The sequence below is a fragment of the Siphonobacter sp. BAB-5385 genome (genome assembly GCF_002261125.1).
Lineage (GTDB): Bacteria > Bacteroidota > Bacteroidia > Cytophagales > Spirosomataceae > Siphonobacter.
The window spans coordinates 72,378-88,273 of the sequence record NZ_NMPS01000162.1; the positions used below are offsets into that span (position 1 = coordinate 72,378).

Below are 15,896 nucleotides of genomic sequence, written 5' to 3' on the forward strand. Positions count from 1 at the left end.
GGGGTTTTTTTCGATAAGCAATCGTATTAACTAGCGGCCCAAATGTACCATCAGGATGGAAATATCCGAGGGCGATACGCCGCTGATGCGGGAAGCCTGACCCAGGGTTTGCGGACGCATCCGCCCGAGTTTCTGACGACTCTCTTTGGAAAGGGCCGTGATTTTTTCGTAGTCGAAGTTGGGATGGATCACCAGGTTTTCCAGCCGACTCAGTTTCTCAACCTGAATCCGCTCCCGTTCCATATAGTCTTCGTACTTGATATTAATCTCGGCCTGCTCCTGAATTTCCTCCGAATATTCGCTCCGTAGTTCCTCTACAGCGGTGCTCAGCCGACCCAGACTCCGTACATCCAATTCTGGACGCTTTAAAAGTTGGTATAAAGTACCCTTTTCCCGGAGTAAAGCCGAGTTCTGAGCTTCCAGAGCGGGGTTCACTTCTTCGGGAGCCACCTTGAATTTTTTGAGTCGATCAATCAATTCAGCCGTCAATTGTTGTTTGGCTTGTACCCGTTGGTAGCGTTCTTCCGAAGCCAGACCCAATTGATAGCCTTTTTCAGTCAAACGTAAATCGGCATTGTCCTGACGTAACAAGGTTCGGTATTCAGCCCGCGAGGTGAACATGCGGTAGGGTTCTTCCGTACCCTTATTAATCAGATCGTCGATGAGTACACCGATGTACGCTTCCGAGCGATGGAGTACAAAAGACTCTTTTCCGTGTACCTGATTATGGGCGTTGATCCCGGCCATGAGTCCCTGACAGGCGGCTTCTTCATAACCCGTCGTTCCGTTGATTTGTCCGGCGAAGTACAGACCTTCAATGAGCTTCGTTTCCAGCGTTTGCTTGAGTTGCGTAGGAGGGAAGAAGTCATACTCGATGGCGTACCCCGGACGGAACATACGAACATTTTCAAATCCTGGAATTTTTCGCAAAGCCTGGTATTGTACATCTTCGGGTAAAGAAGTCGAGAAGCCATTGACGTAAACCTCTACCGTATTCCAGCCTTCAGGTTCTACGAAAATCTGGTGGCGATCTTTATCCGCAAAGCGATTGATTTTGTCTTCGACCGAAGGACAGTAACGAGGTCCTAGTCCTTTGATACGTCCGGCAAACATGGGTGATTTTTCAAATCCCGTCCGCAGAATTTCGTGTACATCCTGATTGGTGTAGGTAATCCAGCAGCTGCGTTGCTCAGTCAGTCGGGGCGTATCCAGGTAAGAAAATTTCTCAGGATTTTCATCGCCGAGTTGTTCTTCCATTTTTGAATAGTCCAAACTACGGGCATCTACCCGAGGAGGCGTACCCGTTTTCATCCGCCCTGCTTCGAAGCCTAGCTGTACGAGCTGTTCCGTAATTCCGGTCGCTGCCCGCTCCGCCGTCCGACCACCGCCGAATTGTTTTTCACCAATGTGAATGATGCCGTTCAGGAAAGTACCGTTGGTAAGTACCACTGCTTTCCCACGGATCTCAATACCGAGTTGCGTCTTCACTCCGACCGCCTTGCCTTCTTCCACGATCAAACCCGATACCATCTCCTGCCAGAAATCCACGTTAGGATTTTGCTCCAGAGCCAGTCGCCATTCTTCAGCGAACCGCATCCGGTCCGACTGACAACGCGGCGACCACATGGCGGGTCCCTTCGAGCGATTAAGCATCCGGAACTGGATCATGGTCTTGTCCGAGATGATCCCCGACATGCCCCCCAAGGCATCCACCTCCCGGACGATCTGGCCCTTGGCTACACCCCCCATGGCGGGGTTGCAGGACATCTGGGCGATGGTGTTCATGTTCATCGTAATGAGCATCACCTTCGACCCCATCTGGGCAGCGGCATGAGCGGCTTCGCATCCGGCGTGTCCGGCCCCTACTACAATTACATCGTACTCACTAAACATAGCTTGCTTCTAGTTGACTCATTTTCAGAAGCTAACTCCTTGAAAATTAGCTCAGTTTCGTCGGGTAAGAAATTGCTGGATTTTGATGTTTCACGTGAAAACTTTTAAAAATTTCAGAAATATGTTCCACGTGAAAACTTTTTAAATTCTGGTAAGAAGGTAGTGGCTCTCCAAACGTCTCATATTTTCCTCCTCTTCATCCGTCTCGTCCAGGTAGCCAGCCAAGTGTAGAACACCGTGTACCATTACCCGAGCGAGTTCATCCTGGAAAATGACGTTGAGAGAACGGGCATTGTCCTCAACTCGTTCCACGCTGACAAAAATATCTCCACTGATGATCTTCTCTTCTTCGGAGTTGTCAAACGTGATGATGTCTGTATACGTATCATGTTCCAAATACTCCACATTGATTTTATGGAGGTACTCATCGGAACAAAAAATATAGTTAAGCTCGGCAATCTGAAATCCTTCAGCCAAAGCAACGGTATTTAGCCAGCGGCGAGTCTTCTGAGGAAAGGGGACCTGAAATTCGACGTCCTCTACAAAATAACGGATCATGGGTAAATGAATTGATAATCACAAAGGTACAAGGAAAAAGAGTAGGGGCTTCGCTCTTTTGGACCCAGAATACGTGTGTGGATAACTATGTGGATAAGTCAGTGAATAGGTCTAAAGTCTTTTAAGAGAGCTGGTAAGTGATTGATTATGAGAAGACATCAAACAAAAAAAGCTGAGACCTATGCCTCAGCTTTTTTGTTAATTTTTAAAATTATTTCAACTTTTTAAAATAGTTATCTACTTCTTTCTTGTAGAAAGGGGCCAACGATGGCGGAACCGTTCGGAGCAACTCCGTCTGTTTTTGCTTCTCTTTCACATATTGTTCGAAGGCAGGGGGCACCTTTGGTGGAATGGGCTTAGCCGTTTCAGACTTACGCTTCTCGTCTTCTTCCTGTTCCCGAATCGCTTTTTCCGATTCCAGTAAGCGGGTAAGAATGTCCTTGTTCCGATTGATCGTATTCGGCGTAATGCGTTTGTTAACCAGGTCTTCTTCCGTCTGATCCATTTTCTTCATCAGATCATTTACTTCACCCTGTAGTTTTTTCCCGGCTTCCGTCCCTTTCAGCTTCTCCATCGCTTCCTGCAGTTGCTTGCGAATAGCGGCCTGTTGAGCGGCCATCTGAGCGAGCTGTTCTGAAAAAGCCTTGCCGCTCTTATTACCCTGCTGGGTTTGCTGCATTTGCTGATTCATCTTCTCCTGCTGTTTGCCCATACTCGGCATACTGCTTTTCTGCTTCTGCGGCTTGCCTTTGCCCATTGCCATCATATTCATGGCGTTTTCCTGCATTTGTTTGAGTACATCCGAAAGCATCAGGCTAGATTATTCATGTTCGTCATGGCGAACTGCTGGCGAGCAGTGGCTTGCGATACCCGACGTTCACGAATAGATTTGGCCGCATCATCCATATTCTTCTTCATATCGCCGACTTCACGGGTGACGAACGACTGAATTTGCAGTACCCGTTTCGCCAGGGAATAAAGACTGTCTTCGACAATTTTCGCGTCTTCCTGAAGCTTAATCTGCTCCTGAGCCAGTTTCACGAAGCGGGGATCAGCGAGTTGAATACCGCGAAAATCCTTCATCACCCGTTCCTGAGCAAAACTCAGGTGTACCAGGTTTTCGAGAATATCACGGAGATCATCCATATTTTCCTGATTCTCCTTCATCTCCGCTTCCTGCTTCATTTCCGAGAGCTTTTGGGCCAGACTTTTCATTTGCTGAGCCGCCTTTTTCTGACGCTGGGAGGAGGACTTATTATTCCCACTCTTCATGTCCTGCATACTCTGCTGCTGCTGCTCGGAAATTTCCTGCTGCTCCTGCTTGCCCATGTCTTTCTCTTCTTCCTTCAGCTCCTTATTCAGTTCCTCCACGTCTTTCAGCTCTTTCTTCACATCTTCCATTTCCTCCTTCAGTTTCTGTTGCTCCTGCTGAAGAGCGTTTTCACCGCTCTTGTTTTGGTCTTTTCCGCTTTGATCTTTAGTATTTTGATCCTTACTATTCTGATCTTTCTGATCTGATTTATTATTCTGATCGGAGGGGTTTTCTTTGGAGTTCTGGTTTTTCAACGAATCAGATTCGTTCTTGCTGTTTTTATCGTCTTTGTTCTTTTGATCCTGCGAAGCCCCATCTTTTGGATCCTTCTGATCTTTCGCTTTTTCTGTTTCCTGAGCTAATTTCTCCTGATTTTCAGCTAGTTTCTTTAATTCTTCAATACTCTTGTCGAGCTTTTGTTCGCGTTGCAGACGTTTAAACAACTGCATGGCCCGGTCCAGATCTTTCTCGGAATTACGCTCTTTAGCTTTCAGACGATCCAGCATATCCAGCATCCGTTCGTCCTGATTCTTTTCGAGCATTTGTTTGAGTTGCTCGTACAGCTTGTCCGTATCGCTTTTCAGCAATTCGTTCATCAGCTTCTGTAGCTGCTCGAATTTCTGGGCCAGTTCAGGCTTCTGTTCGTTGAAGCGTTGCTGCTTTTGCGTGAGCGACTGGTTCAGTTCCTGCAATTGGCGAAGCTCGTTCTGGAGTTCTTCCTTCTTCTTCAGAAGTTCCTCGATCTGTTTTTTGTCCTGGAAATCCAGGTCTCGCTTGTTGCGAAGACGGGTTTCCAGAGCCGCTAGTTCCTTCCGCAATTGCTGGGCTTTACTGAGGGATTTATCAATCTGACTTTCCGTCTTCTCTACCGCCTGATCAATTTCCTTTTCAATGGATCGCTTGGAAGGAATGGAATAGTTGAGTACGCTCGTTTTAGCTGACTTAGCTCCGTTGACGCCGTCGTTATCCCATACCTGCACGAAATACTCGATTTTATCACCCGGAGCCAGTTTTAAACTATCCGTGGACCACTGATAGTAGAAACTCTGAATGGTTTGTCCTTTCGAAAAGGGAATGCCCACCGAAGCATAGACTTTCTGGTCCTTACCACCTTCACGAACTACCTTATAGAAAAGCCGCAGGTTGGACACGCCGTAATCGTCGCCAATATTTCCGCCCAGTACGAGGTAATTATAAAGCGTAGAATCCCGGTACTGCTCCAGCGAAATAGTTGGGTATTTATCAGGAATTACGTTTAAAAAGAAGCTGACGGGCTCGCGGTTGGTCGCGTACTTATTCTTCAGAAACACCTGATACTCGCCCGATTTTTTTGCCCGTTTTTCGAACGTAAATCCACTAATCATGGACTTTTCAGCCGTACTTTTTTCCTGATCGCCTTCAAAACTTAGCTCGACGGCCTCGGTCTCTGTGGCGGCAAACTGCCATTCGATCTGCGTACCTTCGGGAACGGTGAGATTACCCGTATTCTTTACCGCTTCGTTAGGCTTGTTGAGATACGAAGGATAATTCAACTGGACTTCGAAGCCCGTCAGATTAGGCCGGGCGATAATATCGACTTCGTAGGTGGGAGAGGAGTAACCCGCCGCTTCGAACGTAAACGAAATATCCTGCTGTACTTTTCGGAAAGTGTACTCGTAATGCCGCTGATCAGTCGTTTCCATTTTAAACCGACGACCCTCGAAGGTCAGATATACGCCCTCCGGAATGGCCTCGCCCTGTAGATTGAGCTTAACCGTGTAATCTTCGTTTTTAAATGCTTTGAGATTTTTATTCTCCAATTGAAATGTAAAGGGAGCTTCCTCGGCGTATTCGTTCGTGAAATGAACAATCCGGGTCGTTGATTTCGTGAAAAATTGCGGCCATACCAGCAGAATACCGGCAATGACCAAGGCCGGAACGAGGACAAATTTGAGGTAACGTTTATTCTCATTCAGCTTAACAGCATCGGCGAATTTCACGAAGGCGAGTTGCTGCGATTTCTGTTCAATGGAAGCCCGCAGTAATTCATTCTGATTGGGATTGAGACTCACCAGTTGAAGCGTATTCAGGAGACGATCGCCGACTTCCGGAAAGAACCTTCCAATCTGCTGGGCGGCTTCTTCGTTCGACAGCGGCTTTTGCTTTCCGTAGAGATACACGATGGGTTTGATTACCCAGAACACCAGTGAAAACAGAAAAATGCCCAGAAAACCAAAGAATAGGAGTGTACGAAAGGTCGTACCAAAATGCCCGAAATATTCGAGTGTATTCAGGAACAGGTACGCGGAGAGTACGACCGCTGCTGAAAAAATGACGCCCTTCAGCAGGAGATTCGTATAGTATTTTCGCTTGTACTCATCTAGCTGAACCAGCAAGGTAGTGATCGAAGAATGTTGCATACGGAGCAGAGGCCTGACGATAAACCAGGTATAAAAGCTATACCCGAACTCGTCTAGTTAAAGTCTATTACTAGAACGAATTAAGGTACAAAAAATTTGCTGGAAAGCGGGCAGGATAGCGACGAAAAAAGAAAAGACATACTACCCAGGGCAGTATGTCTTTCGAACGGTGATGGATACACTATTAGCGTCGCTTGCGACCTTTGGATTCCGACTTCCCACTATTACTACTCTTCCGGCTACTTTCATTCCCGCCATTACCGCGGGAAGAGGACTTTCTTCCACCACTGCCTCGGCTTTCGTTACGTCCGGGGCGACCCGTGGATCGGGGTAGGGGTTTCATCCGGGGAGCTTCCCCTGTGCTCATAATACCCAGCAATTCCAGATCAATCGTACGGCGGCTCAGATTCGCTTCCTTCACTTTCACCTGTACCATATCTCCAAAGTTGATGATCCGGCCTGATCGCTGTCCGATGAGTCGGTAGTTGGCTTCGTCGAGTTCGTAATAATCGTCTTTCAGTTCGCTCAGGCGTACCATGCCTTCGCTGGCCGTTTCCTTGATCTCCACAAATACACCAAACTCCGTTACGCCGGAAACCATACCCGTGAATACTTCGCCTTCACGCGTCTGCATGAATTCGACCTGTTTGTATTTGATACTGGCCCGTTCGGCTTCAGCCGCCATTTTCTCCCGCTCGGAACTGTGCTTGCAGCGACCTTCAAATTCATTCTTATTAGGCGACTCCTTGCCATCCAGATAATGCTGGAGCAGCCGGTGAGCCATCATATCCGGGTAACGGCGAATCGGCGAAGTAAAGTGCGAGTAATGCGAAAACGCTAATCCAAAGTGACCAATCTCCTCCGTGGAATACCGGGCTTTGGCCATCGTCCGAATCGCCAGATTTTCCATCAGGTTTTGTTCGGGCTTGCCTTCTACGGCCGTCATCATGTTGTTGAGGGAACTGGAGATGTTTCCTTCTACATTCACCTGATACCCAAAACGCAGGGCAAAATCCGCAAAGGTTTTCAGCCGGTCTTTGTCGGGAGCTTCGTGAATCCGGTAGACCATCGTATTCCGGGGTTCTTCTTTTCGCAGGTTGAAGACGAATTCAGCCACGCGTTTATTCGCCAGCAGCATGAACTCTTCAATCAGCTTGTGAGCATCTTTCCGGACTTTCTGATAGACTTCCAGCGGCTTGCCATTTTCGTCTAAGCGAAATTTAACTTCAACCGTTTCAAAATTAACCGCACCTTTCCGAAAACGTTCGTCCCGAAGTTTCTTCGCCAGATCATTTAGTACGTGCAGGTGCTGGGTGAAATTTGTACTGGGTGGAAGGGCGGTTGCCTTTTTCTTGCGTCCTTTCGCCGGCTCCTGCGGCTGTACTTCTGCCTCCGTATTGGGCGTAACTTCCGTTTCCAGCAACTCCTGAGCTTCTTCGTAGCTGAAGCGGCGGTCGGAGTGGATAATGGTGCGACCAAACCATTCTTCTTTAATCCGGGCCTGGTTGTCGAGTTCAAATACCGCTGAGAACGTCAGCTTATCTTCATTCGGACGCAGGGAACACAGATTATTCGAAAGCTTTTCAGGAAGCATCGGTACCGTACGATCCACTAAATACACCGAAGTCGCCCGCATGTACGCTTCTTTTTCCAGCTCCGTATTCGGCTGGATATAGTGGGTTACGTCAGCGATGTGTACCCCAACGCGGATATTCCCGTTATCCAGATACTCGATAGAGAGAGCATCATCAAAATCCTTGGCATCGGCAGGGTCAATCGTAAACGTCGTAATAGGACGGAAGTCGCGACGCTTCTTGATTTCTTTAACCTGAATCTTCTCTGAGATCGCATTCGCTTCGGCATCTACCTGAGCGGGGAATTCATTGGGCAAGCCGAATTCCGCCAGAATCGCGTGCATTTCCGTATCGTTATCTCCCGCATCGCCTAATACGATTTTAACCTTACCTTCCGCTCTCTGGCCTTCGGCTGCGAATTTCGTAATCTCCAGGATCACTTTCTGTCCGTCCTGAACGCCGTTGAAGTCTTCGCTACGCACAAAGAAGCTATTGTAAACGCGACGATTATCCGGGTAAACAAAGCCGTACTTCGGACTCATCTGTTCGAAGCTACCCACCAGTTCCTTACGGATTCGCTGGACGACTTCAATCACTTCACCTTCCGGACGATAGTTCGAACGGCGGCTTCCTTTCCAGATGGAAATCTTTACCTGGTCTCCATCCAGAGCCGTATTTAAATTTTCAGTAGGCACGTACACATCGGCTTCGCCTTCCTGAGCGTTATCTAAAACAACAAATCCAAAATTTTTATTGACGTGCTCAAGCCGTCCTGTACGGAATTTTAAGCCCGTATCTATCTGATACTTACCGTTTTCAAGTAGCAGCTTTCCGTCCTCGTGCAACTCCTCGATCATCAGGCGATAAATCTCCCGAAGGGATTTTCCCCGTACATCCATTCGATCGCACAACTCAGAAATTGTAAAAGACTCGTTGTAATTAATATCAAAAAAAGAGTGAATTTCGGCCTTTAGTTGAGTGATAAAGCGTTCTTCTTTCGAGGCAGTATGTTTTTCTTTGGAATTCTTTTTCATGTAAAAATATTGTTACGTATTGATTAACAGATGGTTGAGTGAATTGGTTCTGCGTTGAAAATAAAGCACATACGGCTTGGAAATACCTATACACGTAGCAAAGAACAACTAATTACGTTGTACGATTTAAAAAATCTTTCGCGGGCTATTCTGCGATAGATTCTCTAATTTTGCACATTCCTAAGAATTGAAACCAAAAAACTGACGCTCAGAGGCTTCCAATGGCATTATTCGATTTTCTAACCAGCGACATAGCGATCGATTTGGGCACGGCCAATACGCTCATTATTCATAAAGGCAGAATAGTAGTAGATGAACCTTCTATTATCGCCCTCGATAAAACTAGTGGTAAAGTACTTGCCATTGGCCACCGGGCCATGCAAATGCACGAAAAAACCAACGAAAACATCAAAACGATTCGGCCATTAAAGGACGGCGTTATCGCTGACTTCACGGCCGCCGAGTTGATGATTCGGGGGATGATTAAAATGATCGACGAACGTAAGGGACTACGTTTCTTCACGCCTTCACACCGCATGGTGGTTTGTATTCCTTCCGGTATTACCGAAGTGGAAAAACGAGCTGTAAAAGATTCGTGCGAGCATGCCGGTGCCAAGGAAGTATACATGGTGCATGAGCCTATTGCGGCGGCTCTGGGTATCGGCATTGATATTCAGCAACCCAATGGTTCCATGATTGTGGATATTGGAGGAGGTACGACCGAGATCGCCGTGATTGCTCTTTCCGGTATCGTCTGCGAGGCGTCGGTACGGATTGCCGGTGACGTATTCACCCGTGATATTGTGGATTACATGCGTCGTGAACACAACCTGCTGATTGGGGAACGTTCGGCCGAGCTGATCAAGATCGAGGTAGGTGCGGCATTACCCGAACTCGAAAACCCACCCGCCGATTTCGAAATCCGCGGTCGGGATTTGATGACGGGTATTCCGAAAGAGATCAAGGTAACGTATTCGGAGATTGCCTACGCACTCGACAAATCGATTTCCAAAATCGAAGAAGCAACGATGAAAGCTTTGGAAACGTCACCTCCGGAGCTTTCGGCGGATATTTATCACAACGGTATTCACCTGACGGGTGGCGGTGCCCTGCTGCACGGTCTGGATAAACGTTTGGGTGCGAAAACGAAACTTCCCATTCACATCGCCGATGATCCGCTACGGGCCGTCGTACGGGGTACGGGCGAAGTGTTGAAAGATCTGGATAAGTACAAAGCAGTGCTTATCAGCTAGAGGAGCGAGTAAAGTATAGAGCGAATAGATGACGGAAAGTAGAAGTTAGCGTAGCTAATGTTCTAGGCTCCGTCATCTATTCGCTGTTCTCTATCGTCTGCTTGTAATCCGCTGTCCTATTCTATGAATTCGCTATTTGCCTTTATCGCCCGGCAGCGGGCCTTTATCGTATTCGTCTTGCTGGAAGTGTTGAGCCTGTGGTTTTACTTCAAGTTCAATAATTACCCGAGTGCTATTTATTTTCATACCTCGAATTATTACGTAGCCAAAGGACTTCAGTTGCAGGCTTCCATTACCCAGTACCTGAACCTGGGCCAGGTGAATGCCGGACTGGCGATGGAAAACGCCCGTTTAAACGCCGAACTGACGAAATTGCAAAGCAAACAGATACCTACGGCAATTAATTACAAGGCCGATTCGACCGTAGCTTCCCGCTTTCAGCCTATTGTAGCCAAGGTGGTGAAAAACTCTATTGTGGTTGCTCAGAATAATTATCTGACGCTCGATAAAGGTACGGCCGATGGCGTTTTGCCGGGTATGGGGGTTATTTCACCTACGGGCGTGGTGGGTATCATCAGAGGCTGTTCGGAACACTTTTCGCTGGTTACATCTTTATTACACCTGGATCCACCGATGCGGATTTCTTCGCAGGTTCGAAGAAGTGGAGAAATTGGTTCGAGTCGCTGGGAGGGTGGAAATACAGAAATCGTTAAACTTTTTGATGTATCGCGGTACAAGTCGGTGAAAATGGGCGATACCGTCGTAACCTCGCAACTGAACTCGGTATTCCCCGGCGGTATCATGGTAGGAACAGTGAAGAAACTGGGAGTAAGCTCAGATCAGACCTTCTGGGACATTGATCTGAAATTAGCCACGGACTTCCGTAATTTGTCTTACGTGTACATCATCAACAACCGCCTTCAGAAAGAGCAGGAGCAGTTGGAAAAAACAATCCAGGCGAAATAAGACTTTCAAACGAAAGGATTTTCGTTGAATGAACCCATCACTAGCTAAAAGCCTCCAGCTGATAGCTAACAGCCAGTGATCAATGAATCGGAATTTTTTAGTAGTGCTCTTTGGGTACTTGTTTATTTACTGCTTCAGGTCTTCTTTTTCCGCAGCATGATTCTCTTCGATCATGCCTTTTGCTTTGTATACATTGCCAGTACGCTTTCGCTGCCCTTCGATACGCCTCAAACGCGGGTGCTGTTCTTAGCCTTTGTAACGGGATTCTTCGTGGATTTCTTCTACAATACGCTGGGACTACACGCGGCCTGTACGGTGTTTCTGGCTTTCATACGACCAGCGATTTTGCGTTTGCTGACACCAGCCCGGGGATACGAAGAACGGAACGAACCTACACTCGCAGTCATGAATCTCTGGTGGGTGATTCGATATACGTTTATTGCCGCTCTGATTCATCATACGCTTTTATTTGGTCTGGAATCACTAAGCCTGGCCCTGCTGATTCCCACATTACTCAAGATCATCACTAGTACGGTTTATTCAACGTTTGTGATGGTGACCTTACAGTTTTTTCGCGGAGAATAATAGTACGTAATTACAAAAAAAGCTCCCTGCGAATACAGGGAGCTTTTTTTGTGGTTATGTATTTAGTTTTTAATAAATCGCTTGCTGACGACTCGATTCCCATCCGAAAGCTGCACCAGATACAGGCCCGGAGCCCAGTGCGTTACCTCCACATCGGTCTGATAAAGATTTCCCTCAACGGTTATGCTTTGTGTAGAAAGCAGCTTTCCGTCACTGCTGTAAATTCGGGCTGTTGCCTGTTGAAGACCAGCGGCCTGATAGGTAATGCGAATGCGTTCCTGAGCGGGATTAGGTTGTAACGTAAAGAGGAACTGCGTTTGCTCAGGAGCAAGGGCGGTAATGGTTACGGTAGTGGGTTCGGAGATGGCCGTACATCCTGCAGCATTTGTGGTTTGCACGGTATACGACCCGGACTGCCCCACCAGATAATTCTGATTAGTGGCTCCCGCAATCAAGGTTCCGTTGCGGTACCATTGATAACCCGTTGCCTGAGAGGAAGTAAGTTTGAGTTCTTCCCGGGCAATAGTTGGGACGGAAACGGCCTGTACCTGAACGCTGGTCGGCGAAGACGTAGTTTCACAACCCGAAGCTTCGGATACACGAACGGTGTAGTTCCCGGCCTGTGTGATCGTAACCGTAGCTCCGGTGGCTCCCGAAATAGGCTGATTCTCGCGGTACCACTGGTAGACGAAACCCGTACCCGTGTTGGCTTGTAAGGTCAATGAACTGTTCTGACAAAGAATGGCATTCGCTCCGGCTGTAATTCGGGCGGGTGAAGTCACGGCACCCGAAGTAATGGGAACGGCCAGACGACTACTCGTACATCCGTTCGCCCGTACTTTCAACTCATACAGGTAGTAGTAATAGGTGTTGGCAGCCGATCCGGCCGTGTTTCCGGTAATTGAAAAGACGTTAGGCAGGGAGAAGGGATAAGGTTTTGTACTGCTGCTCAGGTTCCGGTAAATTGTAGCCCCATTCGCATACGAAATCTGGATCTGGTAATTACCCGCTTCGGGCAGAGTCAGGTTCAAGGGGTAGACCGCTCCGGTATCGTTGGGATCGTCAGTACTGGCTCCGGCGGCGGGGTTTCTAGTAGCGGTAACGTCCAGGGTTACTCTGGAGACATTCCTTCCGGCTGCATTCACGGCCGTAAACGTAATTTTCCCGGAGTTGCCAATGTACAGCCGGGCACTTTCCAGTACAACCGGAACCTCCGCCCGTACCGTCAGGGCGGGTGAAAACTGGTTATATCCACCTCCCGCAAAAACCGATTTAGTCGCGGGTCCTACCGTGCTGCTGAATTCGTTCAGGCTTACGTATACGGTTCCGGACGCAGGTTTCTGTTCCAGTGAAGTAGCATTTCCAATAGCAATCAGATTACCACCGCTGGGAGCATCATACCAGAAGGCCGTACCCGTGGCCGTATTCCGAAGCGTCACTTTCCCATCGGTACCGCAGGTTTGAGCCGTTGCTTGTGGAGCGATGACGGCCGCGGTCGTACGGGTTTGAATAAGGGCATTGTTCGTACTCAATTGATCTCCTTGCAATTCCGTACGTACCGTAATCGTATAGGTCTTATTGGCCGTAGCTGTAAAATCGCTGGTAAGCCAGACATTTTTCTGCTGAAAAGCATTGAGACTAACCTGTCCCCGCAACGTAGCGACGACCGTAGAGCCATCGCTAACCTGAGCCGTAACGGGTACGTTCGCCTGAGCTTCGGTACCGAAGTTCTGCACCGTGACCTGAAGAGCGATACCCCCATTCGGGCAAAAATTATTTTCAGGGGAAAGTAACGCCGTTACGCCAGCGTCCCGGGCGGGTTTTACTACTTTGAGCTGGTATTCCTGCGTTTGCCCAGCCGTGTAGTTACCGCAGGCTGTAGGGGCAGTCGTGCCTTCCCGGCTAATGATGCGTAGCGGAATAAGCTGCCCCACACTTACATTGGAAGGAATAGTTAGCGAGCCACTGAATACCCCGCCACTGCTTAAAGTACCAGACGTCGCCAGTGTTTCATTGCTATCGTCAAAATCGCCGTCGAGGTTCCAGTCTGCAAACATCCGAACCGTTTTCTGCGTGTTTTGGCCATTGCAGTTGGCTACTGAAATTTCATACGAAAGAGTTTGTCCCACTGAAATTTCAGCGACCTGATCCGTATATACCTGATTACTACCGCAGCCATCGGGCAGGGTACGGCTGAAGTTTCCGAAAACGACCTTACTGATTTTACTAACGTTGGTAGTAGTCGCCAGAGCCGAACAATAGGCGGTACCACCCACGCCACTCATCAGGAGGCTATAGGCCTGAGTACCGCCCTGCAAATTGTTCTTATGCGTGACTGTTACGGTATAGGTCCGACCAGGAATGGGATTGGCGATGTAGATTTTCTCCACATTATCCAGAATGTTGTCGCCCGTAGTAGCCGCCTGCGTAGGGTTATTGGGATCGAGTATATAGGGCTGGTAAGTCGTCGTACCATCGGAAATCCGAATATCTAAATCATTGACCAGCCGGAGTGTACGGCTATTTAAAGCCGATGGACCGATGGCGACTGGCGTAGCTTCGGGGTCAATCCAGGTAATGGTAACGGTTAGTGGACCACGACCCGAGGCGATTACCTGCTGCGTATACGTTTGGCCGGAAGTGAGCTGACGTTCCGTCACCGAATGGCTTTTATCCGTGTTTAACAGCACCGTAGCGGCCTTTTCTGCATTGAGTAATCCCCAACCGAAACTATAATCCGGACCAGGATTTCCGGCGTCTTCAGCCGTATGAATAACCAGCCCTTTTAGCGTCGAGGAACGCATAAACTGGTTATCATTCAGTTGCCCGTATAATTCCTGCAATAAAAACAGACTACCCGATACGTTGGGCGAAGCCATCGACGTACCGGATAAGGTTGTATACGCATCCGTTGCCGTGGAAGTAGACGAGAGCAGACCCACGCCATCGCCCATAATATCGGGTTTGATACGGCCATCATCGGTAGGACCGGAGCTACTAAACGAAGCCTGTTGAATATCAGAAGCCTGATTGATTCCATTGGGAAGGCCACCTACGGCTCCGACGGTGAGAATATTCTTAGCCGTACTATAGGTCGGGATATTATCAAAAGCTCCATTGCTTTTACGGACTTTCGTACTGGTGGTCGAACCCGAACCCAGGTTATACGAAGCTCCATCGGCGGGTTTGTTCGTGCCTGCGGCATCCCTTGAATTTCCGGCTGAAAAACAGATCAGGTAATTCGGCGTATTAACGGCCAGCCTGTCGAGCGACTGGGCTTTCGAATCGTAGTAACCGAACTTATAATCTTCCGTTTCGCTGACGGCATCACTGCCGTACCAACGCCAGGTCGTACCATCTTCGTCCAGATCCCAACCCGCCAGTTGTCCGTAGGAGTGGTTGGAGATAAGCAGACCCGAGGCGGCCCCCGTAATTTCTGAAAGATCATTGGTAAAGTCCCAGGCTCGTAGCGAAGCCCCCGTCGCCATTCCCTTCGCCACCGGATTCACACCCGTGGCGATCATCGTACCCGATACGTGAGTAGCGTGAGCATTGGCCGTCGTTGCGTTATCTACCTGGGTTACTCTCCCGGTCAGTTCTACGTGATCCAGACGCACGGCACCACCATCCCAGATACCCAGACGTCCACTCATCCGACTACTACCCCCGGTCAGGTTGAGGCCTAGACTTCCGCCCGTTTGCAGGGTATTGGTACGCGTAGTGGCGGCGGCTACTACGTTTGAAAAGGTACTCAGGTAGATGGGTTCTCCCAGAGCGTCCAGTCCCTGCAATTTCACGCGGCGACCGTTGGCGTACATTTTTTCAATGAACCAGCCCCGTTTCTGAGCTAAGCTTAGGGCTCTGGTGTACGACTGTTGTTCCGCATCCGCTACCTGACGAGCGGATTTTTCGAGTTGTTTGGTGGTAGTATTCGTATATAAAGAAATCGGTTTCTGAGCCCATACCCAGGGTAAGGCAAAGAAGCTTAAGCCAAGTAATACAAGTTTTTTCATGTCCGGGCAGGAAGCGGTTCTATTAGGAATACGCCGTTCAATCAGCGGGCGTTGCGTAAGGTGATGAGTAAGCGAATGTGGATAAGACTCGTGGGTGGAAAAAGGTAAAGTGGGGTAAAGGGTTATCGTTTAGAGATGGTTTATTTGTGGCAACTTGAACAAGCTAAGTTTAGTCCGGCAAGCATGGTTGGCCAGTAGCCTCTTTCCATTCCACAGCGTTTTACTCTTTTGGAACTTTGTTATTCACTTAGACGGAGTTTGGATACTTCTTACTGTCTGTTCGGTAGCCCCTGAGCCTTCCAGGCTGGA

General features: G+C 48.5%; 9 protein-coding genes. 3 read left to right on the forward strand and 6 right to left on the reverse strand.

The window, feature by feature from the left end:
* Nucleotides 1-30: 30 nt before the first annotated feature.
* The 5 genes from mnmG to rnr all read right to left on the reverse strand — a co-directional run bounded on the left by mnmG (nt 31) and on the right by rnr (nt 8,770).
* Complete coding sequence (gene mnmG, locus BWI93_RS16215; protein WP_094813125.1) at nt 31-1,893, reverse strand: tRNA uridine-5-carboxymethylaminomethyl(34) synthesis enzyme MnmG; 1,863 nt, start codon at nt 1,891-1,893, stop codon at nt 31-33.
* A gap of 141 nt (nt 1,894-2,034) precedes the next feature.
* Nucleotides 2,035-2,451, reverse strand: coding sequence for an rRNA maturation RNase YbeY (gene ybeY, locus BWI93_RS16220; protein ID WP_094813127.1), 417 nt, complete (start codon nt 2,449-2,451; stop codon nt 2,035-2,037).
* Nucleotides 2,452-2,662: 211 nt separating this feature from the next.
* Nucleotides 2,663-3,262, reverse strand: coding sequence for a hypothetical protein (locus tag BWI93_RS28935; RefSeq protein ID WP_255157913.1), 600 nt, complete (start codon nt 3,260-3,262; stop codon nt 2,663-2,665).
* The gene (locus BWI93_RS16225) at nt 3,262-6,162 is read right to left on the reverse strand and encodes a DUF4175 family protein (protein ID WP_255157914.1); all 2,901 of its coding nucleotides are present in this window, start codon (nt 6,160-6,162) and stop codon (nt 3,262-3,264) included. The genes BWI93_RS28935 and BWI93_RS16225 overlap by 1 nt, the downstream gene beginning before the upstream one ends.
* Before the next feature lie 184 nt (nt 6,163-6,346).
* Nucleotides 6,347-8,770, reverse strand: coding sequence for a ribonuclease R (rnr, locus tag BWI93_RS16230; RefSeq protein ID WP_094813129.1), 2,424 nt, complete (start codon nt 8,768-8,770; stop codon nt 6,347-6,349).
* Between the two features lie 221 nt (nt 8,771-8,991).
* Between rnr and BWI93_RS16235 the strand changes: the two genes are divergently transcribed.
* The 3 genes from BWI93_RS16235 to BWI93_RS16245 all read left to right on the forward strand — a co-directional run bounded on the left by BWI93_RS16235 (nt 8,992) and on the right by BWI93_RS16245 (nt 11,574).
* On the forward strand, nt 8,992-10,023 hold the full coding sequence (locus BWI93_RS16235) for a rod shape-determining protein (RefSeq protein WP_094813131.1): 1,032 nt from the start codon (nt 8,992-8,994) through the stop codon (nt 10,021-10,023).
* A 123-nt stretch (nt 10,024-10,146) separates the two neighbouring features.
* Complete coding sequence (gene mreC, locus BWI93_RS16240) at nt 10,147-10,989, forward strand: rod shape-determining protein MreC (RefSeq protein WP_094813133.1); 843 nt, start codon at nt 10,147-10,149, stop codon at nt 10,987-10,989.
* Nucleotides 10,990-11,145: 156 nt separating this feature from the next.
* Nucleotides 11,146-11,574, forward strand: a complete 429-nt coding sequence (locus BWI93_RS16245) for a hypothetical protein (protein WP_255157915.1) — start codon at nt 11,146-11,148, stop codon at nt 11,572-11,574.
* Between the two features lie 62 nt (nt 11,575-11,636).
* Here the strand turns inward: BWI93_RS16245 and BWI93_RS16250 are convergent, their stop codons facing one another.
* On the reverse strand, nt 11,637-15,587 hold the full coding sequence (locus BWI93_RS16250; RefSeq protein WP_094813135.1) for a S8 family serine peptidase: 3,951 nt from the start codon (nt 15,585-15,587) through the stop codon (nt 11,637-11,639).
* Nucleotides 15,588-15,896: the final 309 nt, after the last annotated feature.

What these genes read in the sequence shown, in the direction of transcription:
- mnmG (WP_094813125.1), bottom strand. Translation starts at nt 1,893, where the DNA reads ATGTTTAGTGAGTACGATGTAATTGTAGTAGGGGCCGGACACGCCGGA.
- ybeY (WP_094813127.1), bottom strand. Translation starts at nt 2,451, where the DNA reads ATGATCCGTTATTTTGTAGAGGACGTCGAATTTCAGGTCCCCTTTCCT.
- BWI93_RS28935 (WP_255157913.1), bottom strand. Translation starts at nt 3,262, where the DNA reads ATGCTTTCGGATGTACTCAAACAAATGCAGGAAAACGCCATGAATATG.
- BWI93_RS16225 (WP_255157914.1), bottom strand. Translation starts at nt 6,162, where the DNA reads ATGCAACATTCTTCGATCACTACCTTGCTGGTTCAGCTAGATGAGTAC.
- rnr (WP_094813129.1), bottom strand. Translation starts at nt 8,770, where the DNA reads ATGAAAAAGAATTCCAAAGAAAAACATACTGCCTCGAAAGAAGAACGC.
- BWI93_RS16235 (WP_094813131.1), top strand. Translation starts at nt 8,992, where the DNA reads ATGGCATTATTCGATTTTCTAACCAGCGACATAGCGATCGATTTGGGC.
- mreC (WP_094813133.1), top strand. Translation starts at nt 10,147, where the DNA reads ATGAATTCGCTATTTGCCTTTATCGCCCGGCAGCGGGCCTTTATCGTA.
- BWI93_RS16245 (WP_255157915.1), top strand. Translation starts at nt 11,146, where the DNA reads ATGATTCTCTTCGATCATGCCTTTTGCTTTGTATACATTGCCAGTACG.
- BWI93_RS16250 (WP_094813135.1), bottom strand. Translation starts at nt 15,587, where the DNA reads ATGAAAAAACTTGTATTACTTGGCTTAAGCTTCTTTGCCTTACCCTGG.